We start from the raw sequence: 22,210 nt of genomic DNA, 5'->3' as shown, positions 1-22,210 counted from the left end.
AATTATGTGGAAAACACTTCATCAACTTGCGATCCCGCCACGGCTCTATCAGATCTGTGGCTATTTTGTTCCGTGGCTGGCTATCGCCACCGTGGTGGCCCTGGCGACGGGATGGATCTGGGGATTCGGCTTTGCTCCGGCGGATTATCAGCAGGGACAGAGCTACCGGATTATTTATCTGCATGTGCCTGCGGCGATCTGGTCGATGGGGATCTATGCCTCAATGGCGGTTGCCGCGTTTATCGGCCTGGTCTGGCAGATGAAAATGGCCAACCTGGCGGTGGCTGCGATGGCGCCGATTGGTGCCGTGTTTACCTTTATTGCGCTGGTCACCGGTTCCGCATGGGGCAAACCGATGTGGGGAACCTGGTGGGTATGGGATGCCCGACTCACCTCAGAGCTGGTGCTGCTGTTTCTCTATGTTGGTGTTATTGCGCTGTGGCATGCGTTTGACGATCGCCGTCTGGCCGGGCGTGCGGCAGGTATTTTGGTACTGATTGGCGTGGTTAACTTACCGATTATTCATTACTCGGTGGAGTGGTGGAACACGCTGCATCAAGGTTCGACGCGCATGCAACAAAGTATTGATCCGGCGATGCGTTCCCCGCTTCGTCTGGCGATTGTGGGTTATCTGCTGCTGTTTATGACTCTGGCGTTGATGCGTATGCGCAACCTGATTCTGATGATGGAAAAACGCCGCCCGTGGGTGAGCGAACTGATATTAAAAAGAGGCCGCCAATGACCAGCGCATTTGCATCCTGGAGTGATTTCTTCGCGATGGGCGGTTACGCCTTTTATGTCTGGCTGGCGGTAGTGATGACGCTGATTTCGCTGGGGGGACTGGTGCTACATACCGTCTTACAACACCGGGCGATTTTACGCGGCGTGGCGCAACAGAACGCGCGCGAAGCCCGAATGCAGGCGGTGCGGACGCAACAGGAGGTCGCGTGAATATTCGACGTAAAAATCGGTTGTGGATAGCCGTTGCCGTACTGGGCGGTCTGGCGCTGACCATCACGCTGGTGCTGTATGCGCTGCGTTCCAACATCGACCTGTTTTACACGCCGGGCGAGATTATTTACGGCAAGCGTGAAACGCAACAGTTGCCGGAGGTTGGCCAGCGCTTGCGTGTCGGCGGAATGGTCATGCCGGGAAGTGTGAAACGCGCCCCGGATTCGCTCAAAGTTAACTTCAGCATTTATGACGCCGAAGGCGTGGTGGATGTTACATACGAAGGCATTCTGCCGGATCTGTTCCGCGAAGGGCAGGGGGTCGTGGTACAGGGAACGTTGGGGGCAAACAATCATGTTCAGGCAAAAGAGGTGCTGGCCAAACATGATGAAAACTACACGCCGCCAGAGGTTGAAAAAGCGATGCAGGAAAACCATCGCCGCCCGGAAAGCGTCTACAAGGATAAAGCATCATGATGCCTGAGATTGGCAACGCGCTGCTGTGCCTGGCGCTTGGCGTGGCGTTATTGCTCTCGATTTACCCGCTGTGGGGTGTGGCGCGCGGTGATGTGCGGATGATGGCGTCATCGCGACCTTTCGCATGGCTCCTGTTTATTTGCGTCATGGGCGCTTTCATGGTGCTGGTGAATGCGTTCGTGGTGAACGATTTTACCGTGACCTACGTGGCCAGTAATTCCAACACCCAACTGCCGGTCTGGTATCGGGTGGCGGCCACCTGGGGCGCGCATGAAGGTTCGCTGCTGCTGTGGGTGTTGTTGATGAGCGGCTGGACGTTTGCGGTGGCGCTGTTCAGCCAGCGGATGCCGCTGGATATCGTCGCTCGCGTGCTGGCGGTTATGGGCATGGTTAGCGTCGGTTTTCTGCTGTTTATTCTGTTCACCTCGAATCCTTTCGCCCGTACATTACCGGACTTCCCCATTGAAGGGCGCGATCTAAACCCGCTGTTGCAGGACCCGGGCCTCATTTTCCATCCACCGCTGTTATATATGGGCTACGTGGGTTTCTCGGTAGCGTTTGCTTTTGCTATCGCCTCGTTGATGAGCGGGCGTCTGGACAGCACTTTTGCTCGCTTCTCCCGCCCCTGGACGCTGGCCGCGTGGGTTTTCCTGACGCTCGGCATTGTGCTGGGCTCCGCGTGGGCGTATTACGAACTGGGCTGGGGCGGTTGGTGGTTCTGGGATCCGGTAGAAAACGCCTCATTTATGCCGTGGCTGGTGGGCACCGCGCTGATGCATTCGCTGGCGGTGACGGAACAGCGCGCCAGTTTTAAAGCCTGGACGCTGTTGCTCTCGATCTGCGCTTTCTCGCTTTGTCTGCTGGGGACTTTCCTGGTGCGCTCAGGCGTACTGGTCTCTGTTCACGCGTTTGCCTCCGATCCTTCCCGCGGGATGTTCATCCTCGCCTTTATGGTGCTGGTGATTGGCGGCTCGCTGCTGCTGTTCGCCACGCGCGGACACAAGGTGCGCTCGCGGGTAAATAACGCCCTGTGGTCGCGCGAGTCACTGCTGCTGGGCAACAACGTGCTGCTTATTGCCGCCATGCTGGTGGTGTTATTGGGTACGCTGCTGCCGCTGGTGCATAAACAGTTAGGGCTGGGCAGCATTTCCATCGGAGAACCGTTCTTCAATACCATGTTTACCTGGCTGATGGCGCCATTCGCGCTGCTGCTGGGGATCGGGCCGCTGGTTCGCTGGGGCCGTGACAGACCGCGTAAAATCAAGATGTTACTTATTATCGCCTTTGTCACCACCCTGGTGCTGTCACTACTGCTACCGTGGCTGTTTGAGAACAAAATTGTCGCGATGACGGTCGTCGGACTGGCAATGGCAAGCTGGGTTTTTGTGCTGGCAATGGCGGAAGTGGCGCTGCGTATCTCGCGCGGCACAAAAATGAGCTTCAGCCATTGGGGAATGGTGGCCGGTCATGTCGGACTGGCGGTCACGCTGGTGGGGATTGCCTTTAGCCAGAACTACAGCGTTGAACGTGATGTGCGCATGAAGGCGGGTGATAGCGTGGATATTCACGAATATCGCTTTACGTTCCGTGAAGTGAAAGAGGTAACCGGGCCAAATTATCGCGGTGGTGTAGCCCTCATTGATGTGACGCGAGAGGGCAAAGCGGAAGCGACGCTCCATGCAGAGAAACGTTTTTACAACAGCAGCCGCTCGATGATGACGGAAGCGGCGATTGATGGCGGGATCACCCGTGATTTGTACGCCGCGCTGGGTGAAGAGCTGGAAAATGGCGCATGGGCTGTGCGGCTGTATTACAAACCGTTTATTCGTTGGATATGGGCGGGTGGGTTGCTGATGGCGCTGGGCGGGCTTTTCTGTCTGTTTGACCCGCGTTATCGTAAGCGCGCTTGCTCGCGTAACACCGCGCCGGAGGCTGTATGAAGCGCAACGTACTGTTGATACCTTTTGTTATTTTCCTCGTCATCGCCGCGGCGCTGTTATGGCAACTGGCGCGTAATGCGGAGGGTGACGATCCGACCAATCTGGAGTCGGCGCTGATTGGCAAACCGGTACCGACTTTCCGGCTGGAATCGCTGGAGAATCCCGGTCAGCATTATCAGGCGGACGTATTAACGCAGGGTAAACCGGTATTGCTTAACGTCTGGGCGACCTGGTGCCCGACCTGTCGTGCGGAACATCAGTATCTGAATCAGCTTTCGGCGCAGGGCATCCGGGTGGTGGGGCTGAACTATAAAGATGACCGCCAGAAAGCGATCGTCTGGTTGAAAGAACTGGGCAACCCTTACGCGCTAAGTCTGTTTGATGGTGACGGTATGCTTGGCCTCGATCTGGGGGTGTATGGTGCGCCAGAAACATTCCTGATCGACGGTAAGGGGATCATTCGCTACCGTCATGCGGGCGATCTTAACGCGCGGGTGTGGGAAAGCGAAATCAAGCCGCTGTGGGAAAAATACAGCAAGGAGGCCGCGCAATGAGATTTTTATTGGGGGTGCTGATGCTGGTGATCTCCGGTTCGGCGCTGGCCACCATTGATGTGATGCAGTTTAAGGATGAGGCGCAGGAGCAGCAATTCCGTCAGCTCACCGAACAATTGCGTTGCCCGAAATGCCAGAACAACAGCATTGCCGATTCCAACTCGATGATTGCCACCGACCTGCGGCAAAAAGTGTACGAGCTTATGCAGGAAGGTAAAAGCCAGAAAGAGATCGTCGATTATATGGTGGCGCGTTACGGTAATTTCGTCACCTACGATCCACCGTTAACCCCGCTGACCCTGCTGCTGTGGGTACTGCCGGCAGTGGCTATCGGTGCGGGTGGCTGGATTATTTTTGCCCGTTCGCGTCGCCGTGTACGATTGAAACGGGAAGCATTTCCTGACGAACTCCCCACTGGAGAGAAGCGTGCCGGGTTTGGTATCTACATTCCTGGGATTGTGATTGCCATTGTCGTAGGGGCGGTCAGTTATTATCAGACCGGCAATTATGCACAGGTGAAAATCTGGCAACAGGCCACCGCACAAACGCCAGCTCTGCTAGAACGTGCGCTGGATCCGAAAGCTCAGCCGCTCAATGAAGAAGAGATGACGCGTCTGGCGCTGGGCTTACGTACTCGCCTGCAAAGCGATGAGGGTAATACCGAAGGCTGGATTATGCTTGGGCGCATCGGCATGGTGTTGGGAAACGCCAGCACGGCGACGCAAGCCTATGCCAACGCCTACCGGCTGGATCCTAAAAACAGTGACGCGGCGCTGGGTTATGCAGAAGCGTTAACGCGCTCTTCCGATCCTGATGATAATCGTCAGGGGGGCGAGTTGCTGCGCCAGTTGGTGAGAAGCGACCATGCTAACGTCCGCGTGCTGAGCATGTATGCGTTTAATGCTTTTGAGCAGCAGCGGTATGGTGAGGCGGTGGCGGCCTGGGAGATGATGCTGAAATTACTGCCTGCCAACGATACGCGCAGGGCGGTGCTTGAACGCAGTATTAAACAGGCGATGCAGCAACTGTCGCCCCAGGCAGAGTAATCGGCGGATTGCCGGATAAGCAGCGTTATCCGGCATGCTGCTCTTTAATGCAGGCCGCGTGTTTGCAGAAACAGAATCGTTGCCGCGACGCGTGAACGCACGTTGAGCTTACGCAACAGATTGCGAATATGCACCTTTACGGTCTGTTCTGAGATGTTCAGCACAGCGGCAATTTGCTTATTAGACAGCCCCTGAGCAAGTTCATGCAGAACATCCAGTTCACGCTCAGTCAGCATACTGAAGGGATCTTCTTCAGCGCCAAACATTTCCCGTTCACGCAGGTACTCACTGACGCGATCGCTGAAGACGTTGCCGCCGTTCGCACCCTTGCGAATAGCATCCAGCAGAACTTCAGGGTCGCTGTCTTTCAGCAAATAACCATCAGCACCTGCGTCAATCAACGCGTAAACGTCGCTGGCAGAGTCAGATACAGTGAGAATGATGATTTGCGCGGTGACGCCATCGCGACGCAACGCGTTCAGGGTATCCAGCCCACTCATGCCTTTCATATTCAGATCAAGCAGGATCAAATCGACGTCAAGACGGTTCGCCAGATCGATAGCGCTCGCGCCATCGCCCGCTTCAGCAACGACGTTAAATGCGCTATCCAGCTCCAGTAATTGACGAATGCCCCGCCGCATAAGCGGATGATCATCCACAATGAGCACCTGAAAAGGGGTTGCTTCAGGCATGCTGTTCTCCTGAGATTATTAGAATCATTATTGTTTTCAGCGTGTCAGTTTTCCAGATTCGTCGCGCTGATGAGAGCGTAAATTTTACCCTAATTTGTGCATGGGTACGTAGTAAAACCTGCGTGACTGAAAGGGCTTTGCGGGAAGAGATAAACGTCAGACATAAAAAAACCAGCCGTAAAAGGCTGGTTTTCTTGGGGAATTTTGGTCGGCACGAGAGGATTTGAACCTCCGACCCCTGACACCCCATGACAGTGCGCTACCAGGCTGCGCTACGTGCCGACTCGTGGGTGCTAATACTACCGCTTTCCACCACGAATGCAAGGGGATGTCTTGCTAACTGATTTATAATTAATCAGTTAGCAATGAATCGTTTCTCATCCGTCAGCACCTGCAACAACAGACTCAGCTGCGGTTTCTGGTCTTTTATCTTTTCACCACGCAGATCGTACGTTTGATAGTTGCCGTTATTTTTCAGCACCAGCGTCATTCCCGGCGTGGTCACCGCCAACGTGCTTCCGTCGGCAGCCGTTACCCAGTAATGGCGGCGTGTCGCATTGAAAAGATCCTGCCCCTGAGAGTACTCGTTAGCTGGCGTGCTCACGTGCAGTAACCGTTGCATCAATGTCGTCATGAGGTCGGTATGGTCAGTCAGGCTATTAATACGCTGCGCTGGCGTTCCTGGCCAGTGGATGACAAGCGGTACCTGCAGATGTCCGCGGGACCAGTCAAAATTGTTCTCTTCCTGAGTCAGAGGCACACCACGACCCGCAGTAATGATCACCACCGTGTTGTTCAGTTTACCGGCGTCTTGTAGCGCGGTAAGCACACGGTTAATTTGTGCATCGACATTTTCCGCGGCACGGGCATACCGTTTCGCAAAATTCTTCTGGTTACTGTCATCAATATTGGTGCCATTGAAGGAGACCCACGAGAACCAGCGGTTATCTTCCTGGGCGTAGCGACTCAGCCAGCTAATCCACTGACTCGCCGTTTGTGCATCAGACTGCGTCTGAACCGTCGGCATAGAGAAATCTGACAGCAGCGCCTGGCGATAGAGCGGGCTGGTAAATCCGTCGGACGAGAATAAGCCTAACTGATAGCCTTGCTGATTCAGTGCTGAAATCAGGGCTGCTGGCGTTCTGGTCGACAAAATACCGTCCATATAGCTGGGGGATACGCCATAGAACAGACCAAAAATACCGTTATCCGAGGTGTTGCCCGAACTCATATGACGGGTGAACGAAATACTCTGTTCTGCAAAACGGGCAAGCGCAGGCATCTGTTTTTCATAACGGGAATAGTTCAGACCATCCACGGTAATCAACAAAACGTTTTGCCCAGTCCCCATGTCACGGTATTGCAGATCGCTCAATGGATATTGTACGGATACCGCTTCCGGATTTCCCTGTTCTACCAGGCGACGCTGATACTCTTGCGCATCCAACAAACCGTGTTTCTCAAGAAAGCGGCGCGCCGTCATCGGATAAGAGAGCGGTAGGTTTGCGCGCTGCATGGTGATCGGGCGATAAAAGTTGGCATCGGCCCAGATGTACACCATGTGCGAAGCAATAAACGAGACAAAAAGGAAGGCGGCAAGCGGCCTGGCAAAATGGCGACGACGCGTCAGGCTGCGCAGTTTCTGCCAGCTCCAGGTCGCGAACAGCATTTCGATTAGCAGAATAATGGGCACGCTGATAAACATCAACTGCCAGTCACGCGCCATCTCGTTCTGGTCTGGGTTAATGACCAGTTCCCAGACAATGGGATTAAGATGCAGGTGGAAACGGGTGAAGACTTCGCTGTCGATCAACAGCAGCGTCATGCCCGCTGTCGCCAGTATGGCTGATAAGAAGCGCATCAGCCGCTGGGACATGACGATAAACGTCAGGGGAAACAGAATCAGCAGATAGGTGGCAAACACCAGAAAACTGAAATGCCCGACAATACTCAGGTAGGAGTAGATACGACCCGCAAGCGTTGTCGGCCAGTCTGCGACAAACAGGTAACGACTGCCAAGCACCATGGCCAACAGAATGTTGAACAGAGCAAACCAGTGCCCCCAGCTAACCATCTGAGAGACTTTTTCACGGTAGCGCTGACGATGAGTTACCATAACCTGTCGTTATTTTCCCCGGAGCCGGTTCTTAGTGCGCTTTGTCTTCGTTAACCGAGGACTTCAGGGCACGGGCAAAAGAGTCTGCAATCGCCTGGCGTTGGGCCGGGGCAATGCTGGTGTTAATCAGGTTCGTCACCATGTTTCCCAATACCATCAGGGAAAGGTCGGTCGGCGCCTTATGTTTTTCCAGTACGTTGAGCAGTTCACTCAGTAATTGTTCAACGTGTTCGTCACTGTAGCGGGAATGTTGTGGCATAAATCGACATCAGTTTGTTCATGAAAGGGCAACATATTACCGTAGCAACAGTTTTTTTTCTGCTTTTTTATCTTCTATTGCGTCACTGACCGGCAGGTGGTTGAATACCGCCCGGTCTTAAAGGAGAGTTTATCATGAGTCTGGATATCAACCAGATTGCCCTGCACCAGCTTATCAAGCGTGATGAGCAAAACCTTGAGCTGGTCCTGCGCGATTCATTACTGGAACCGACAACCACCGTTGTCGAGATGGTGGCTGAACTGCACCGGGTCTATAGCGCGAAAAACAAAGCGTATGGCCTGTTCAGCGAAGAGAGCGAACTGGCGCAAACGCTGCGGTTACAGCGTCAGGGCGAGGAAGATTTTCTTGCCTTCAGCCGTGCGGCAACCGGTCGTTTACGTGATGAGCTGGCGAAGTATCCATTTGCTGACGGCGGTATTGTGCTTTTCTGCCACTATCGTTATCTGGCGGTGGAGTATCTGCTGGTCGCGGTGCTGAACAACTTAAGCAGCATGCGTGTGAATGAAAACCTGGACATTAACCCGACGCACTACCTGGACATCAATCATGCGGATATCGTGGCGCGTATTGATTTAACCGAATGGGAAACCAATCCGGAATCTACACGATATCTGACCTTCCTGAAAGGGCGGGTAGGGCGCAAGGTTGCTGATTTCTTTATGGATTTTCTCGGTGCGAGCGAAGGGCTGAACGCGAAAGCGCAGAACCGGGGTTTGCTGCAGGCGGTGGATGACTTCACGGCAGAAGCGCAGCTGGATAAATCAGAGCGCCAGAACGTGCGTCAGCAGGTGTACAGCTACTGCAACGAGCAGCTACAGGCGGGCGAAGAAATTGAGCTTGAGTCGCTGTCGAAAGAACTTGCTGGTGTTAGTGAAGTAAGCTTCAGCGAGTTTACGGCGGATAAAGGCTATGAGCTGGAAGAGAGTTTCCCGGCCGATCGCAGTACATTACGCCAGTTGACCAAATACGCCGGTAGCGGCGGTGGGTTAACCATTAACTTTGACGCCATGCTGTTAGGCGAACGCATTTTCTGGGATCCGGCGACCGACACCTTAACCATCAAAGGCACGCCGCCGAATCTGCGTGATCAGCTGCAACGCCGGACGTCAGGCGGAAATTGATCGAATATGCCTGCTGGCGCTGCGCTCTTCAGGCATACGGTTCAATAAATGACAGAAACAAAAAACCCCGCCGAGGCGGGGTTTTTTTTCAACTTGTTGGCGATTACGCGCGAACGAAGTCGATGTGAGACAGCTTCGGCTTGTAAGCGTGACGCTGTACAGCTTGAGCTTTAACTTTAACTTCTTTACCGTCAACAACGATGGTCAGAACTTCGCTGTAAAATTCAGCTTTAGCTTGCATGTTCATGATTGAATCGTGATCCAGTTCGATAGCAATCGGGGCTTCTGCGCCACCGTAGATGATTGCCGGGAACTTGTTAGCGGCACGCAGGCGGCGGCTCGCACCCTTACCCTGCTCTTTACGTACTTCAGCATTGATAGTAAACATTTAAATCTCTCTTAAATAATTCCTGCTACAGGCGACCCAGCAACAGGTAAGTGATCTGCTTTGCGTATGCAAAAGCGGGCGGAATTCTATACTCAAATGCCCGTTACATCAATCAAAAGTACGATTATCCGCGTAATTCATGTGCCCGGCGAAAGCGTCCTTCGTAGTCAAAGACCTTTTCACGTACCTGCCAGTACTGGCCCTTCATGCGTGCGACGACAAAGTCGGGATACCGCAACAGCGGTTGTTGCGCGAGAATATCTGCGGCGGTGATCCAGCGTAACGGAACGCCTGGTGTGCGGGTGTGAGGGCGAATGAAGAGCTGCTCAAACGCGGTGCGCTGAGCGGGCGTCTGCAAGCGAAAGCGCTCGCTGACGTCGGCACCGTCCTCATCGTAATAGGTGATTTTCAGCCATTCGCCTTTTTCATCCTGTCCGTGTTGCATCGCCATGCCGCTACAGCGTAGCACCAGCGCATCTTTGAGTTTTAGCGCGGCCTTTAGCATATCGTCCGGGTCGACAAGGACGGTATCGCACTCGCGGCAGCGACGTGCCGCAATGTCGTTTTCCGCGTTGCATTGCGGGCAGTTTTTAAAGCGGAAGCGAAAATCGCACTGTTCACGATGACCCTCATCGTCTTCAAGCCACCCCTGGCAGCGACGACCAAAGTGCTCAATCAGCGTGCCGTCGGCGGTGGTTTTGCCCCAGAATGTATTGGCGAAACCACAGGCAGGGCAGAAGACCTGGACGGGCACGTTGTCGCTTTTCCCTTTCGGCGCGCCAACTTCCGGCGCGTATAAGTCATGAGGATTACCGGCATAATCGAGGATCAGACAGTCGGCCTTCCCCGGTGACAGGCGCAGGCCGCGTCCTACGATTTGCTGATAAAGGCTGACGGACTCCGTCGGGCGCAAAATGGCGATGAGATCGACATGCGGGGCGTCAAAACCGGTCGTCAGCACCGCAACGTTAACCAGAAACCGAAAGCGCTGCGCTTTGAAGTCTTCAATCAACACGTCGCGTTCAGCGCCCGGTGTGTCGCCAACGATCAGTGCGGCGTCATCGCGGGGCAGCAAGCCAACAATCTCTTTCGCATGTTCAACGGTGGCGGCGAAAATCATCACCCCTTTGCGTGTCTGGGCGAACTCAACTATCTGACTGATGATATGCGGCGTTATTCGTTGCTGTTTTTTTAGCTCGTGATTGAGGTCGGCTTCGCTAAAGAGGCCATTACTCTGTGCCTGCAAACGGCTGAAATCATACTGCACGACCGGCATGTCCAGGCGCTCCGGCGGTGTCAGATAGCCGTGTTTGATCATGTAGCGCAGCGGCAGTTCGTAAATACAGTCGCGAAAAATCGCGTTTTCGTTGCCGCGTACCATGCCATGGTAATGGAAACGGTAAATCCAGCCTTTGCCCAGGCGAAATGGCGTGGCCGTCAAACCGAGCAGACGAAGCTGGGGATTGACCTGACTCAGGTGGGCGAGGATTTGCTGATACTGGCTCTCTTCATCGTCGCCAATACGATGGCATTCATCGACGATCAGCAGGGAAAATTCACCCTGAAAATGGCCCAGATTGCGGGCGACTGACTGTACGCTGCCGAAGACCACTTTGCCGTGGCTTTCTTTACGTTTTAATCCGGCGGCGAAGATATCGGCCTCCAGACCCAACGCACAATATTTTGCGTGGTTTTGTGCGACCAGTTCTTTTACATGCGCCAGCACCAGAACGCGTCCACGCGCTACGCGCGCCAGCTCAGCGATTACCAGGCTTTTACCTGCGCCGGTTGGCAAGACAATTACCGCAGGGGAGCGATGGTGGCGAAAATGGTTGAGCGTGGCATCCACGGCTTCTTTCTGATAAGGACGAAGTGTAAAAATCATGGTCTCGCTGCGATAATGAATCCCGCGTTTAGTATGCCATGAATCATTTCCTTTGAGCGAAGTATAGACCCCGTTATACTGAGCGGATAACGGCTTCAATTCTCGGGCGAAACGCTCGATTTCCGTATTATTACAGGCAAAATCACTCTCATGCGACTTGATAAATTTATCGCTCAGCAACTCGGCGTCAGCCGTGCTATTGCCGGGCGCGAAATCCGTGCTCACCGCGTTACCGTGGATGGCGAAATCATCAGAAATACCGCGTTTAAACTGCTGCCAGAACATGCCGTAGAATATGACGGCAATTCGCTGGTTCAGCAAAATGGACCGCGCTACTTCATGCTGAATAAACCTCAGGGATATGTCTGCTCGACGGAAGATCCGGATCATCCGACCGTGCTCTATTTTCTTGATGAACCGGTTGCGCATAAATTGCATGCGGCGGGGCGTCTGGACATTGATACCACCGGACTGGTGCTGATGACGGATGATGGACAGTGGTCGCATCGGATCACATCCCCACGTCATCATTGCGAAAAAACCTACCTGGTGACGCTGGAATCACCGGTGGCAGAGGAGACTGCCGCACAATTTGCACAAGGCGTTCAGCTACATAATGAGAAAGATCTCACTAAACCTGCGATGCTTGAGGTGATCACGCCAACGCAGGTGCGTTTGACGATCAGTGAGGGGCGCTATCACCAGGTAAAACGTATGTTTGCCGCTGTCGGAAATCACGTTGTGGAACTGCACCGTGAACGTATCGGCGCGATCGTACTGGATGCTGATCTGGAGCCGGGTGAATACCGCCCTCTGACAGAAGCAGAAATTGCCAGCGTTGGCTAAACCTTGTGGCCAGGTTTTAACCTCCAGCTAACTAAATTCAGGAGTCTCTTTGTGACCACCCGACAGCACTCATCATTTGCCATTGTCTTTATCCTTGGCCTGCTGGCCATGCTGATGCCATTGTCGATTGATATGTATCTCCCTGCGCTGCCGGTTATCTCCGAACAGTTTGGCGTGCCGGCAGGTAGCGCGCAGATGACGCTCAGTACCTATATTCTGGGGTTCGCGGTGGGGCAGTTGATCTACGGCCCAATGGCGGACAGCCTTGGGCGTAAACCGGTGATCCTCGGAGGGACGCTGATCTTTGCAGCGGCGGCGGTGGCCTGCGCGCTGGCGCAAACCATTGATCAACTGATTGTCATGCGTTTCTTCCACGGTCTGGCGGCGGCAGCGGCGAGCGTGGTGATCAATGCTCTGATGCGCGACATCTACCCGAAAGAAGAGTTCTCGCGCATGATGTCGTTTGTCATGCTGGTCACCACCATTGCGCCGTTGATGGCGCCGATTGTCGGCGGGTGGGTGCTGGTGTGGTTGAGCTGGCACTACATCTTTTGGATCCTGGCGGTGGCGGCGATTCTGGCGTCCGTCATGATCTTCACGCTGATTAAAGAGACGCTTCCCGTTGAGCGCCGTCAGCCTTTCCGTCTGCGCACGACCATGGGGAACTTTGCCTCGCTATTTCGTCATAAACGCGTGCTGAGTTACATGCTGGCCAGCGGCTTTAGTTTTGCAGGGATGTTCTCCTTCCTCAGCGCCGGGCCGTTTGTCTACATCGAGGTAAATCACGTCTCTCCACAACATTTTGGCTATTACTTCGCGCTGAACATCGTGTTCTTGTTTGTGATGACGATTATTAATAGCCGATTCGTGCGCCGGGTCGGGGCATTAAACATGTTCCGTACCGGGTTATGGATCCAGTTTGTGATGGCGGGTTGGCTGGTTTTGAGCGCGCTGTTTGGGTTCGGTTTCTGGGCGCTGGTCGTGGGGGTCGCAGCGTTTGTGGGATGTGTTTCGATGGTGTCATCCAACGCGATGGCCGTCATTCTGGATGAATTCCCCCACATGGCGGGAACCGCCTCTTCACTGGCGGGGACTTTCCGTTTCGGCATCGGCGCTATTGTTGGCGCACTGCTGTCGCTGGCGACATTTAACTCGGCCTGGCCGATGATTTGGTCAATTGCATTTTGTGCAACCGGCTCGATCCTCTTCTACCTCTACGCGAGTCGCCCGAAAAAAAGGTGATAAAATGCACAACATGGGAGCTGTAAGGCTCCCTTTGTTGATGTACATCAACCTCAAATCGCTCATTCAACCCAAAGATGTTTATTTTATGTAAAATCAATTTATGTAAAAAGTCACATCATTGTAGTTAAAAAGGTTGAGTTAGATCGCAGAAACGGGTAAATATAGCCCGCAAATCTGTCCGCACCGGTCAATAATATTTTAACAATCGGCAGTATAAGCCGCACGAGTCGTGGATACCGGCGTTTTCGATCCGTTTAAGGACGGGTTGTCAATGATGTGTTAAAATGGATGTAAACAAATTGTGAAGTTATTGTGCTTCCGGGGAATAAAAGTGAATACATTACAGCTCTCAATCGTTCATCGCTTGCCACAGAACTATCGTTGGTCAGCGGGTTTTGCAGGTTCGAAAGTTGAACCGATTCCGCAGAATGGCCAGAGCACCGAAAACAGCCTGGTGGCGCTTAAATTGCTGAGCCCGGATGGCGACAGCGCGTGGCCGGTGATGCATAAACTCAGTCAGGCGCTGAGCGATATTGAAGTCCCTTGTTCTGTACTGGAATGCGAAGGCGAACCGTGCCTGTTCGTTAACCGTCAGGATGAGTTCGCCGCGACCTGTCGCCTGAAAAATTTTGGTGTTGCCATTGCCGAGCCTTTTTCAAACAACAATCCATTTTGAGCGTCAGCTTAGCGCGAGCAACTGACGCGTATACGCTTGCTGCGGTGCGGTAAACACCTGCTCGCATGGCCCTTGCTCTACAACTTCTCCTTGTCGCAGCACAATAACCTGATGGCACAATGCGCGCACAACGTGCAAGTCGTGGCTAATGAAAATATAGGCCAGGCGATGCTTTTGCTGCAGCGACTTCAATAGCGCCAGGATTTGCGCCTGGACAGTCTTATCCAGTGAAGAAGTGGGTTCGTCGAGAATGATCAGCGAGGGTTTTAAAATTAACGCCCTGGCGATAGCAATTCGCTGACGTTGGCCGCCGGAAAACTCTGCGGGGTAGCGATGACGGGTTTCGCCGTCCAGACCGACCTCCGCCATCACCGATATGACCTGCTGTTCGCGTTGTTGCGCTGAAAGCGCTGGCTGGTGGACGCGTAACCCTTCTTCGATAATTTGCAACACGCTTAGCCGTGGATTCAGGGATGAGTTCGGATCCTGAAAAACCACCTGAATGCGGTGACGCACCGGTAAAAGCTGACGGCGGCTTAAGCTATGCAACGGCTGACCATCAAACACAATGCGACCCTGCGAGGCGATTAGCCGCAACAGCGCCAGACCGGTGGTACTTTTGCCAGAGCCGGATTCACCCACCAGTCCCAGCGTTTCGCCGGGTTGCAGACTGAAACTGACGTTTTTCACCACTTCGTTTTGGTCGATAACGCGTTTTAGAATTCCTTTACGAATCGGGAAGGCGACGCGGAGTTGACTGACTTCGAGCAGCGGTGTCTGTTGGGCGGATAACGGCACCGGATCGCCAGACGGCTCGCTGTTTAATAATTTTTGCGTGTACGGATGGGTCGGGGCATTGAGCAACGGTTGTGCGCGGTTTTGCTCCACGCATTGACCGTTTTGCATAACGGCGATGGTGTCGGCCAGCTTCTTCACAATGCTCAGATTATGGGTAATAAACAGCATTCCCATATTCAACTCGCGCTGCAATTCACGTAACAGCTGCAGGATTTGCGCCTGTACCGAGACGTCCAGCGCCGTAGTCGGTTCATCGGCAATCAGCAGCTCCGGTCGGGTTAATAGCGCCATGGCGATCATCACGCGCTGACGCTCGCCGCCGGAGAGCTGGTGGGGATAATCTCCGAGCCGCCGTGCGGCGTGACGAATGCCGACGCGATCCAGACAGCTCAGGATTTCGCCTCTGGCGGCTTCCCGACGCATCCCCCGGTGTAAAGAGAGCACCTCATAGAGCTGCTTTTCCAGGGAGTGCAGGGGATTGAGTGACACCATCGGCTCCTGAAAAATCATGGCAATCTTATTCCCGCGCACACCGCGCAGGGTGTGCTCGCTGGCAGTCAGCAGCGACTCGCCATGAAAACGAATATCGCCAGCAAGGTACACGGCGGGTGGGGAAGGCAGCAGGCGTAAAATAGACAGCGCGGTGACGCTTTTCCCCGAGCCTGACTCGCCAACCAGCACCAGCGTTTCGCCTGCCTCAACGCACAGAGAGACATCGTTGACCACCGTGCGTATGATCCCTTGCTTGCTAAAACCGACCGATAAACGATCTATCGCTAACAGAGGTTGCGTCATGCTATACCGCCTTGTTGGGATCAAACGCGTCGCGCACGGCTTCGCCAATAAAAATCAGCAGCGACAGCAGCACCGCCACCGACAAGAATGCGGTGATCCCGAGCCACGGCGCCTGCAGGTTATTTTTGCCTTGCAGGAGTAATTCACCGAGAGAGGGCGATCCCAGCGGTAAACCGAACCCCAGAAAATCGAGCGATGTCAGTGTCGTAATCGAACTGCACAAAATGAAGGGGATAAAGGTCAGCGTGGCGACCATCGCGTTGGGCAGCATATGACGCAGAATGATACTGCGATCGCTGACGCCTAACGCCTGTGCAGCGCGAATGTAGTCGAAATTGCGGGTGCGTAAAAACTCCGCGCGCACCACCCCGACAAGACTCATCCAGCCAAAGATCACCGTAATCGCCAGCAGCCACCAAAAATTGGGTTGCACGACGCTTGAGAGGAGAATAATCAGAAACAGCGTTGGCATTCCAGACCAGACTTCGATTAAACGTTGCCCCCACAGATCGACTTTTCCCCCGTAGTATCCCTGCAAGGCACCGGCCAGAACCCCCATGATGCTGGAGCAAAGGGTGAGCATCAGCCCGAATAAGATGGAGATGCGCGTGCCATACAGGATCCGCGCCAGCACATCGCCGCCGTTGGCATCGGTTCCCAGCCAGTTTTGCGTAGACGGTGGCGACGGGAAGGGCTGTTGGGTCGCAAAGTTAATGCTGGTGGCGCCGAATCTGACAGGTGCCCACAGAACCCAACCCCGCTGCTCAAGCTGCTGTTGCAGCCAGGGGTCCTGATAGTCCGCCTGAGTCGCAAACGGGCCGCCAAAATCGCTTTCACTGTAATTTTTTACCAGCGGGAAATACCAGCTCTGGTCATAGCGAATCAACAGCGGTTTATCATTGGCAATGAGCTCAGAGCATAAACTCAGGCTGAAGAGCACAAGGAAAATCCACAGTGACCAGTAGCCCCGACGATTGTGGCGAAAACGCGCCCAGCGGGCCTGGTTTACAGGGCTTAATCGCGGCATTAGCGTCCCTCAAAATCAATACGTGGATCAACCAGCGTATAGCTGATATCGCTGAGGATGTTCAGCAGCAAGCCGATCAGGGTGAAAATATACAACGTGCCAAACATCACCGGGTAGTCACGGGACACGGTCGCTTCATAGCCCAGTAATCCCAGCCCGTTTAATGAGAACATCACCTCAATCAGCAGTGAGCCGGTGAAAAACATGCTGATAAATGTGGCCGGAAAACCGGCAATGACCAGCAGCATGGCGTTACGGAAAACGTGCTTCCACAAAATGTTGTTTTCGCTGACGCCTTTGGCGCGCGCCGTGACAACATACTGTTTGCGAACCTCATCGAGAAACGAGTTCTTTGTTAGCATGGTCAGGGCGGCAAAACCGCCAATCACTGTTGCCAGCACCGGCAACGCGATATGCCAGAGATAATCGGTGATTTTCTGATACCAGGGCAGCGAGTCAAAATTGGCAGAGACCAGGCCCCGCAGCGGGAAGAGGTCGTAGTAGCTGCCGCCGGCAAAGAAAACAATCAAGAGAATGGCGAACAGGAACGCGGGGATGGCGTAGCCGATGATGATAAAGGCGCTGCTCCACACGTCAAACCGGCTGCCGTTATGGACCGCTTTACGGATGCCCAGCGGTATCGACACCAGATAGATGATGAGCGTACTCCATAAGCCCAACGTGATGGAGACGGGCAGGCTGTCTTTAATGAGCGTCAACACGGAAGCGCTGCGAAACAGGCTGTCGCCAAAATCAAAGCGGACGTAGTTCCACAACATGGTGAAGTAACGTTCGTGAAGCGGTTTATCAAAGCCGTAACGCCGTGTAATTTCGGCAATCACCTCAGGGTCAAGCCCGCGACCCCCACGGTATTGGCTGTCGCTGATATTGCCAACCCCGGTCTGTGCGTGGCTGGCGCGTAAACCTTCGCCTCCGGTGCCGGGCAATGCGCCTGATTGACCGAATTCAATCGCGGCAATGGCCTGGTCAACCGGCCCTCCTGGCGCAATCTGCACGATAAAAAAGTTGATGGTAATAATGGCCCAGAGCGTGGGGATCACCAGCAACAAGCGTCGAATCAGATAGGCGCCCATTTATTCTCCTTGTCGTCTGGCCGCCGGAAGTTTCGCGGCTTTATTGACGTCATACCACCAGGTCTCCAGCCCAATGGTATAAATGGGACGGATAGCCGGATGGGAGAATTTGTCCCACCAGGCCAGTCTGTCTTCTGCCATATACCACATGGGCAGCATGTAGTAATTCCACGTCAATACCCGATCCAGCGCCCGCCCCAGCGGAACCAGTTTGGCTTTATTGCCTTGCGCGGCAATGATCTGCGCAATCAGTTTATCAATCACCGGGCTCTGCACGCCGGGAGAGTTATAGCTGGAATCAATATACTCAGAGGCCCAGGAGATTTGCAGATCGGAACTGGGCCACGGCATGGCGCGCCACAACCGCGGCATCATGTCATAGTCGCGGCTGCGCATGCGATTGGTGATTTGCGAATTGTCGACCTGGCGGATCTCCATCGTAATGCCCAGGCGTTGCAGATTGTGCTGGAAGGGCAGAACCCACTGGCTGTTTCCCCCCGCCGGAAGCAGCAGTTCAAACGCCAGCGGTTTACCGGTGGTACTGCTGATTCGCTGTTGTCCTTTTAGGATCCATCCCGCCTGAGTGAGCAGCTCTCCGGCTTTCAGCAGATTTTCACGGTTGTAGCCATCTCCACGTGACACAGGAGGATGGTAAATCTGGCTGAAGACTTCTGGCGGCAGATCGTTTTTCATCGGGGCGAGCAGGACTAACTCATCCGCATCGGGATACTGGCTGGCGGCATATTCGGTATTCTGGAAATAGCTGCTTGTGCGGCTCCAGGCATTATAAAACAATGCCTTATTCATCCATTCAAAATCAAAGGCGAGGGTGATGGCTTCACGCACACGCCTTTCCTGAAACACCGGGCGCTGAATGTTAAACGCCAGCCAGCGGGTGTCCTGCGCGGACTCATTCTTCTGTTCTTCTTTGACGATGTAATGATTGGCGAAATTTTTACCGGTGTAACGGGTTGCCCAGTTTTTAGCATCGTTTTCCAGTCGCAGGTCAAACGCTCCGGCTTTAAACGCTTCGAACGCCACATTGTCATCCAGGTAGTAGTCATAGCGAATGGTATCGAGATTCCAGCGCCCGCGGTTTACCGGCAGACTGGCCGCCCAGTAATCTTTAACGCGTGAATAGATAATATACTGGCCCATTTTCCACTGGGTGATGCGATACGGGCCGCTGGCGAGTGGAGGGGAAGAGAGCGGGTCGCTGAGTTTGTGATTTTTCCAGAATTTTTCCGGCATGATGGGTAAAGAAAACAGACTGAGCATATCTTCTTTGCCGGGTTTGGCGAGCTCAATGCGCACGGTGAGGGGCGCTATGGCTTTGACGGTCGTTCCTTTGTACACCAGACGGAACTGTGGTACCCCTTCGGTCATAAATTTGTGAAAGGTGAATGCAACGTCGCTGGCGGTGATCGGAGAGCCATCATGATAACGTGCGCGCGGATTGATGGCGATTTCCACCCATGAATAATCGTCCGCGTAACGGGCTTTTTCAGCAACCAGCGGGTAGTAGCTTCCGGGCTCGTCATCCGAGGTGGTAAACAGCGTGTCATAGAGAGAGTCGGTGCGAACGCCCGGGTTTCCACGCATCGAGTAACGATTGAAGTTATCAAATGTGCCAACGGCAGACAGCGTCATTTGGCCGCCTTTCGGTGCGGCGGGATTCACATAATCAAAGTGTTCAAAGTTGAAGGCGTATTTCGGCTCACCCAATACGGCAAAGGCGTAACTTTCTTTAATGGTCTGAGCCTGAACGCCGAAACTCAACAGGGCGACAAACAACACGATTACGCGAGTCATCATTTAGGCGTGATTTCCTCTTTTCAGCACCTGCCACTGTCCGGCAAGCGTCATGACTGAATAATAAGTGACGTAGCGCGCATTGTGAATCCATTCGACGCAGCAGGCTGTCGTTACCACCTGGGTGTAGGGGAAACGGCAAGCCAGAGTAAGAAATCGTCCAGCGGTAAAGGTCGGCTTATCCAGTATCCCTGGAGGAAATTAACACCGTGGTCGCGTAGCCATTTTGCCTGCTCAGGGGTTTCAACGCCTTCTGCAACAGTAAGCATATTCAGGCGCTTAGATAGCGTCAGGACGGCATCCAGCACCGGAGATGTGACGGTTTCCGTACCAATGGCATTGACGAAGCCCCGATCGATTTTCAGGTAGTCCAGCGTGAAACGTTCCAGATAAATAAGCGCGCTATGGCCTGTCCCGAAATCATCAATGGCAATTTCGAATCCTGCAGCATGCAGCCAATCAAACAGTTTCGTGGCTTCCTGGTGTTTGAGCATGTCGCGTTCGGTCATTTCCAGTACTACCTGAAAATGATGCCGAGGTAAGGACGCACCCAGGCGGCGAATATCTTCTTTAAAGCTCTCGCTGTGCAGATGGTCCGGGGCAATATTGATGCCAAACTTCGCGCCGACGGGGAGTACTTTTTGCAATGTAGGCGCGTCGCGGGCAATCAACTCGAACAGGTGTTGCGTCAGCGGCACAATCAATTGCTGCGCTTCTGCATAATGGATGAAGACATCAGGCGGAATTTCACCGACCGTCGGATGTCGCCAGCGTAAGAGCACTTCCAGACCGGTAACCTTCAGGGTTTTCGTCTCTACGACGGGTTGGTAAACCACATAAAACTGATTGCGCTTGATGGCCGTCAGAATCTCTTTTCCGGGGCGCATCCGGATAGAGTTGATGTAGTAGCAGAGCAAGCCTGCAACGATCCCCCCCATACACCCAAGCATCAGGGCATACCACAAGTCGGTATAGGTCCAGCTGTTGCCGTACAGGCGAATCTTCAGGGGGACGCCTTTCACCGCGGCCTCACGTGTTGGCGTGTCTGTCAGCTCGTTTAATGTCATTAAATGACTAGAAAACGTTGAGAGGGCGGTATTGCCCACAATCAGTGCGATTCCGTCAAAATCTTCCTGTCGGGAGGTGTACAGCAGGTACGGCGTCAGATTGATATTGAGTGAGGTGAATACCCCGCTTTCCGGTAACAACGGATTCTGGTACCAAATCGCCATTGCGGGTTTGTCCGGCATCATTGGGGTGCCAGGCAATAGGGCCATATCGATTTTTTTACGTGTGTCGAGGGCTGGCACCAGTGCTTTAAGCGCTGTGTTCATCGGCCCGGTGGCTGAGGAGCAGAATGCTTTATTCTCTTTGATGAGCAAAAAGGCGCGCACGTTAAGGCTAAATGCCGCGCGGGAGGTCAGATCAGCGGCGACGTGCTGACAGGAATTTAAGGTCAGCGGCTGGAGCTGGTCGGTGGTGGCTTTGAGGTCGGCAAAATAGCTCACCAGGTAGTGTTGTACATCTGAAATCAGCGTGTCGTATTTGACTTCGCGTTTGTGCCATGACATTAAAAACTGCAGGCTACTGATGAGCAAGGCGACCACAACCCCCGTCGCTACACAGGTGAACAGGATTTTTCTACCGGACGAGGAGGCGCTTGTGAACATAGTTCCTGGTTTACCTGATAGGGCCGCTTAATATTAAACTAATTGATTTACAAGACTATAGCCTGGAACACCGGTGATAGTCATACTTTTCTGCGGGGCATTACTACAGCGCAAAAAAAAAGCACTGCGTCTGCAGTGCTTTTTTTGTGTCTCGTCAGGATAGCCAAGGGATAGCTTTCAAACGAACGGTTAACTGCGGCTCAGAACCCGGCGCGCTTCGTTGTAACGTTTTTTCCAGTAAGGCTCGTTCATACTGGAGATAATCACGCCACTGCTGGTTGAAGCATGAACAAACTGGTTGTTGCCGATGTAAATACCGACATGACGACCTGTTGAACCTGCCCGGAACAGCACCAGATCGCCGGTGCGCAGATTACTGCGCGAAACGGATTTACCCGTCTCCTGTTGCTCGTAGGTTGAGCGTGGAAGCTCTAAACCAAATTGTTCGCGGAATGTACGCTGTACAAAGCTGGAACAATCAATACCTTTTTTGGTGCTGCCGCCAAGGCGGTAACGCACACCTTTCCAGTCAGCATACTGATCCATAATCCGCGATTTTACATCGAGGTTACGAACCATATTTTCAAATTCATCCTGAGAGGCTTGCAGTGAAGAGTTATCTCCATTACCCACAGCATGCGTCTCAGAATGCATATTTTTCGCGGTGTTCGTTGTCGTACATGCAGAGAGCAGAATCGCCACTGCTATCGCGGGAATTCCCCGCAAGATATATCTCAAAATCGGTTGAGATCTGACCATTTTGTTTGTTTTCCCTTGAAGTCCTTAACGATAAATATC

Annotated in this window: 21 protein-coding genes and 1 tRNA gene; 10 read left to right on the top strand and 12 right to left on the bottom strand. The window is 53.5% G+C overall.

Annotated elements, in window-relative coordinates; all coding sequences use genetic code 11:
• The first annotated feature begins 4 nt into the window (after window positions 1-4).
• From AC07NP_RS18155 to AC07NP_RS18130, 6 genes are read left to right on the top strand one after another with little or no spacing between them, the layout of a single operon-like run.
• Window positions 5-742 (top strand): heme ABC transporter permease, encoded by a 738-nt coding sequence (locus AC07NP_RS18155; protein ID WP_192612839.1) that lies wholly within the window; start codon window positions 5-7, stop codon window positions 740-742.
• Window positions 739-951 (top strand): heme exporter protein CcmD, encoded by a 213-nt coding sequence (gene ccmD / locus AC07NP_RS18150; protein ID WP_192612838.1) that lies wholly within the window; start codon window positions 739-741, stop codon window positions 949-951. The genes AC07NP_RS18155 and ccmD overlap by 4 nt, the downstream gene beginning before the upstream one ends.
• The gene (ccmE, locus tag AC07NP_RS18145) at window positions 948-1,427 is read left to right on the top strand and encodes a cytochrome c maturation protein CcmE (protein ID WP_490470286.1); all 480 of its coding nucleotides are present in this window, start codon (window positions 948-950) and stop codon (window positions 1,425-1,427) included. Before ccmD ends, ccmE begins: the two co-directional genes overlap by 4 nt.
• Window positions 1,424-3,367, top strand: coding sequence for a heme lyase CcmF/NrfE family subunit (locus AC07NP_RS18140; protein ID WP_494661305.1), 1,944 nt, complete (start codon window positions 1,424-1,426; stop codon window positions 3,365-3,367). The genes ccmE and AC07NP_RS18140 overlap by 4 nt, the downstream gene beginning before the upstream one ends.
• On the top strand, window positions 3,364-3,921 hold the full coding sequence (gene dsbE / locus AC07NP_RS18135; protein WP_301698322.1) for a thiol:disulfide interchange protein DsbE: 558 nt from the start codon (window positions 3,364-3,366) through the stop codon (window positions 3,919-3,921). Before AC07NP_RS18140 ends, dsbE begins: the two co-directional genes overlap by 4 nt.
• Entirely contained in the window at window positions 3,918-4,967 is a 1,050-nt protein-coding gene (locus AC07NP_RS18130; protein WP_494661304.1) for a cytochrome c-type biogenesis protein CcmH, read from the top strand. Before dsbE ends, AC07NP_RS18130 begins: the two co-directional genes overlap by 4 nt.
• A 44-nt stretch (window positions 4,968-5,011) precedes the next feature.
• On the opposite strand, the gene narP is transcribed toward AC07NP_RS18130, so the two are convergent.
• The 4 genes from narP to AC07NP_RS18110 form a co-directional block, all read right to left on the bottom strand.
• Entirely contained in the window at window positions 5,012-5,659 is a 648-nt protein-coding gene (gene narP / locus AC07NP_RS18125) for a nitrate/nitrite response regulator protein NarP (RefSeq protein WP_494661303.1), read from the bottom strand.
• Between the two features lie 205 nt (window positions 5,660-5,864).
• A tRNA-Pro gene (locus AC07NP_RS18120) sits at window positions 5,865-5,941 on the bottom strand.
• Between the two features lie 73 nt (window positions 5,942-6,014).
• The gene (gene yejM, locus AC07NP_RS18115) at window positions 6,015-7,775 is read right to left on the bottom strand and encodes an LPS biosynthesis-modulating metalloenzyme YejM (protein WP_494661302.1); all 1,761 of its coding nucleotides are present in this window, start codon (window positions 7,773-7,775) and stop codon (window positions 6,015-6,017) included.
• A gap of 31 nt (window positions 7,776-7,806) precedes the next feature.
• On the bottom strand, window positions 7,807-8,034 hold the full coding sequence (locus AC07NP_RS18110; RefSeq protein ID WP_162379210.1) for a YejL family protein: 228 nt from the start codon (window positions 8,032-8,034) through the stop codon (window positions 7,807-7,809).
• A gap of 134 nt (window positions 8,035-8,168) precedes the next feature.
• Between AC07NP_RS18110 and yejK the strand changes: the two genes are divergently transcribed.
• The gene (yejK, locus tag AC07NP_RS18105) at window positions 8,169-9,176 is read left to right on the top strand and encodes a nucleoid-associated protein YejK (RefSeq protein ID WP_192612831.1); all 1,008 of its coding nucleotides are present in this window, start codon (window positions 8,169-8,171) and stop codon (window positions 9,174-9,176) included.
• Window positions 9,177-9,279: 103 nt separating this feature from the next.
• Here the strand turns inward: yejK and rplY are convergent, their stop codons facing one another.
• Window positions 9,280-9,564 carry a 50S ribosomal protein L25 gene (gene rplY, locus AC07NP_RS18100; RefSeq protein ID WP_203360628.1) on the bottom strand — a complete coding sequence of 95 codons (285 nt, stop codon included), beginning with the start codon at window positions 9,562-9,564 and terminating at the stop codon, window positions 9,280-9,282.
• A 124-nt stretch (window positions 9,565-9,688) separates the two neighbouring features.
• Entirely contained in the window at window positions 9,689-11,449 is a 1,761-nt protein-coding gene (radD, locus tag AC07NP_RS18095; protein WP_494661301.1) for a DNA repair helicase RadD, read from the bottom strand.
• A gap of 150 nt (window positions 11,450-11,599) precedes the next feature.
• Here radD and rsuA point away from each other — a divergent pair, with 150 nt between their 5' ends.
• The 3 genes from rsuA to AC07NP_RS18080 all read left to right on the top strand — a co-directional run bounded on the left by rsuA (window position 11,600) and on the right by AC07NP_RS18080 (window position 14,216).
• Window positions 11,600-12,295, top strand: coding sequence for a 16S rRNA pseudouridine(516) synthase RsuA (gene rsuA / locus AC07NP_RS18090; protein WP_494661300.1), 696 nt, complete (start codon window positions 11,600-11,602; stop codon window positions 12,293-12,295).
• A 51-nt stretch (window positions 12,296-12,346) separates the two neighbouring features.
• Window positions 12,347-13,537, top strand: a complete 1,191-nt coding sequence (locus AC07NP_RS18085) for a Bcr/CflA family multidrug efflux MFS transporter (protein WP_203360631.1) — start codon at window positions 12,347-12,349, stop codon at window positions 13,535-13,537.
• A gap of 334 nt (window positions 13,538-13,871) precedes the next feature.
• Window positions 13,872-14,216, top strand: a complete 345-nt coding sequence (locus AC07NP_RS18080; RefSeq protein WP_192612826.1) for a YejG family protein — start codon at window positions 13,872-13,874, stop codon at window positions 14,214-14,216.
• A 3-nt stretch (window positions 14,217-14,219) separates the two neighbouring features.
• Here the strand turns inward: AC07NP_RS18080 and yejF are convergent, their stop codons facing one another.
• The 6 genes from yejF to mepS form a co-directional block, all read right to left on the bottom strand.
• Entirely contained in the window at window positions 14,220-15,809 is a 1,590-nt protein-coding gene (yejF, locus tag AC07NP_RS18075) for a microcin C ABC transporter ATP-binding protein YejF (protein ID WP_494661299.1), read from the bottom strand.
• A gap of 1 nt (window position 15,810) precedes the next feature.
• Window positions 15,811-16,836 carry an ABC transporter permease gene (locus AC07NP_RS18070; protein WP_494661298.1) on the bottom strand — a complete coding sequence of 342 codons (1,026 nt, stop codon included), beginning with the start codon at window positions 16,834-16,836 and terminating at the stop codon, window positions 15,811-15,813.
• Window positions 16,836-17,930 (bottom strand): microcin C ABC transporter permease YejB, encoded by a 1,095-nt coding sequence (locus AC07NP_RS18065; protein WP_203360634.1) that lies wholly within the window; start codon window positions 17,928-17,930, stop codon window positions 16,836-16,838. The genes AC07NP_RS18070 and AC07NP_RS18065 overlap by 1 nt, the downstream gene beginning before the upstream one ends.
• Complete coding sequence (locus tag AC07NP_RS18060) at window positions 17,931-19,745, bottom strand: extracellular solute-binding protein (protein ID WP_494661297.1); 1,815 nt, start codon at window positions 19,743-19,745, stop codon at window positions 17,931-17,933.
• A 110-nt stretch (window positions 19,746-19,855) separates the two neighbouring features.
• Window positions 19,856-21,412 carry a cyclic di-GMP phosphodiesterase gene (locus AC07NP_RS18055; RefSeq protein ID WP_494661296.1) on the bottom strand — a complete coding sequence of 519 codons (1,557 nt, stop codon included), beginning with the start codon at window positions 21,410-21,412 and terminating at the stop codon, window positions 19,856-19,858.
• A gap of 189 nt (window positions 21,413-21,601) precedes the next feature.
• Window positions 21,602-22,171 carry a bifunctional murein DD-endopeptidase/murein LD-carboxypeptidase gene (gene mepS / locus AC07NP_RS18050; protein WP_203360637.1) on the bottom strand — a complete coding sequence of 190 codons (570 nt, stop codon included), beginning with the start codon at window positions 22,169-22,171 and terminating at the stop codon, window positions 21,602-21,604.
• Between the last annotated feature and the right edge of the window lie 39 nt (window positions 22,172-22,210).

The organism is Citrobacter sp. GW821-FHT07H02 (assembly GCF_059418505.1).
Note: the sequence above shows the minus strand (reverse complement) of the source record. Positions and strands in the feature narration are given on the sequence as shown.

Coding starts and splice junctions, on each gene's coding strand:
- AC07NP_RS18155 (WP_192612839.1), top strand. CDS start 5: ATGTGGAAAACACTTCATCAACTTGCGATCCCGCCACGGCTCTATCAG.
- ccmD (WP_192612838.1), top strand. CDS start 739: ATGACCAGCGCATTTGCATCCTGGAGTGATTTCTTCGCGATGGGCGGT.
- AC07NP_RS18140 (WP_494661305.1), top strand. CDS start 1,424: ATGATGCCTGAGATTGGCAACGCGCTGCTGTGCCTGGCGCTTGGCGTG.
- dsbE (WP_301698322.1), top strand. CDS start 3,364: ATGAAGCGCAACGTACTGTTGATACCTTTTGTTATTTTCCTCGTCATC.
- AC07NP_RS18130 (WP_494661304.1), top strand. CDS start 3,918: ATGAGATTTTTATTGGGGGTGCTGATGCTGGTGATCTCCGGTTCGGCG.
- narP (WP_494661303.1), bottom strand. CDS start 5,659: ATGCCTGAAGCAACCCCTTTTCAGGTGCTCATTGTGGATGATCATCCG.
- yejM (WP_494661302.1), bottom strand. CDS start 7,775: ATGGTAACTCATCGTCAGCGCTACCGTGAAAAAGTCTCTCAGATGGTT.
- AC07NP_RS18110 (WP_162379210.1), bottom strand. CDS start 8,034: ATGCCACAACATTCCCGCTACAGTGACGAACACGTTGAACAATTACTG.
- yejK (WP_192612831.1), top strand. CDS start 8,169: ATGAGTCTGGATATCAACCAGATTGCCCTGCACCAGCTTATCAAGCGT.
- rplY (WP_203360628.1), bottom strand. CDS start 9,564: ATGTTTACTATCAATGCTGAAGTACGTAAAGAGCAGGGTAAGGGTGCG.
- radD (WP_494661301.1), bottom strand. CDS start 11,449: ATGATTTTTACACTTCGTCCTTATCAGAAAGAAGCCGTGGATGCCACG.
- rsuA (WP_494661300.1), top strand. CDS start 11,600: ATGCGACTTGATAAATTTATCGCTCAGCAACTCGGCGTCAGCCGTGCT.
- yejF (WP_494661299.1), bottom strand. CDS start 15,809: ATGACGCAACCTCTGTTAGCGATAGATCGTTTATCGGTCGGTTTTAGC.
- AC07NP_RS18070 (WP_494661298.1), bottom strand. CDS start 16,836: ATGCCGCGATTAAGCCCTGTAAACCAGGCCCGCTGGGCGCGTTTTCGC.
- AC07NP_RS18065 (WP_203360634.1), bottom strand. CDS start 17,930: ATGGGCGCCTATCTGATTCGACGCTTGTTGCTGGTGATCCCCACGCTC.
- AC07NP_RS18060 (WP_494661297.1), bottom strand. CDS start 19,745: ATGATGACTCGCGTAATCGTGTTGTTTGTCGCCCTGTTGAGTTTCGGC.
- AC07NP_RS18055 (WP_494661296.1), bottom strand. CDS start 21,412: ATGTTCACAAGCGCCTCCTCGTCCGGTAGAAAAATCCTGTTCACCTGT.
- mepS (WP_203360637.1), bottom strand. CDS start 22,171: ATGGTCAGATCTCAACCGATTTTGAGATATATCTTGCGGGGAATTCCC.